Annotated in this window: 2 protein-coding genes; both read left to right on the top strand. The window is 41.4% G+C overall.

What is annotated here, in order from left to right; all coding sequences use genetic code 11:
• Window positions 1–12: 12 nt before the first annotated feature.
• Complete coding sequence (tnpB, locus tag BSCG_RS00090) at window positions 13–363, top strand: IS66 family insertion sequence element accessory protein TnpB (protein WP_004296723.1); 351 nt, start codon at window positions 13–15, stop codon at window positions 361–363.
• An 86-nt stretch (window positions 364–449) separates the two neighbouring features.
• A partial coding sequence (locus BSCG_RS00095) for an IS66 family transposase (protein ID WP_008777674.1) occupies window positions 450–1,187 on the top strand: 738 nt, incomplete at its 3' end.

The following is a 1,187-nucleotide window of genomic DNA, read 5'->3' as shown; positions in this document are numbered from 1 at the left end:
GGAGGGAGATCCATGTATTCTCTAACATCAGCCAATCGCTACTATCTGTACCAGGGCTTTGTTCGTATGAACCTTGGCATTGACGGTTTATTCAAAATTATACGATCGGAAATGAAGGACTTGTCTCCCGTTTCCGGAGATATCTTTTTATTCTTTGGTAAAAACCGACAAAGTGTAAAAATACTGCGTTGGGATGGCGATGGCTTTCTTCTGTACTACAAGCGCCTCGAAGGTGGAAGTTTTGAGTTACCGACATTTAACCCCAATACAGGTAATTACGAGATTTCTTATCAGGTTTTGTCTTTTATCTTAAATGGAGTGTCATTAAAGTCTGTACGGTTGAGAAAACGTTTTAGGATCTAATTCAACATTTTGATTATTAGATATTTGCGCTAAAGATATCATCCGGTTTATTTGGCCAATTCGTTGATTTTTTATATCTTTATGCCATGAAAAAGGATGAGATCATAGAGTTATTGAAGGAACAAATCAAGGGATTACGAGATGACAACAACAGACTCTTGGACCAAATAGATGCTTTGATAAAGGAGGTTTCTTCCCTTAAAGAGGCACTCCTTCAAAAAGGCGAATCTCTTAGCAAGCAACAGCGCCTTACTAAGGGACTCGCCAAACTTGTATCCAACACATCCGAACAGCAACAGGCTCCCCAATCTGCCATATCCGAAGAAGAGCGGCAGAAGATAGAAGCGGAAAAAGCAGATAAGCGTAAAGCAAGAAAGAACAATGGGGCCAAACGTGACATGCATTATGAGATGGAGGAAGAAGAACATGTCGTTTATCCCGATGATCCCGATTTTGACATCAATAAGGCCCGGTTGTTTACCACTGTTCCCAGAATATGCGTCCGCTATGAATGTGTACCCATGCGCTTCATCAAGCATGTCTACAAGATACACACCTATACGCAAGAAGGTCGCCTGTTTGAGGGAAAAACACCGGCTTCGGCCTTCTTGAATTCCAGCTATGACGGTTCATTTATTGCCGGATTGATGGAATTACGTTATATACAATCGCTACCTGTTGAAAGAATCATCAACTACTTCGAGAGTCATGGCTTTACGCTGAAGAAACCTACGGCTCATAAGTTGATAGAGAAAGCCTCAAACCTCTTCGAAAATCTTTATAAGTGCATCCGGCAGACAGCTTTGAGTGATCCTTATAAGGCA

This window comes from Bacteroides sp. 2_2_4 (assembly GCF_000157055.1).
Classification (GTDB): Bacteria; Bacteroidota; Bacteroidia; order Bacteroidales; family Bacteroidaceae; genus Bacteroides; species Bacteroides ovatus.
This window is presented reverse-complemented; position numbering and strand designations above follow the sequence as displayed.

What these genes read in the sequence shown, in the direction of transcription:
- tnpB (WP_004296723.1), top strand. Translation starts at nt 13, where the DNA reads ATGTATTCTCTAACATCAGCCAATCGCTACTATCTGTACCAGGGCTTT.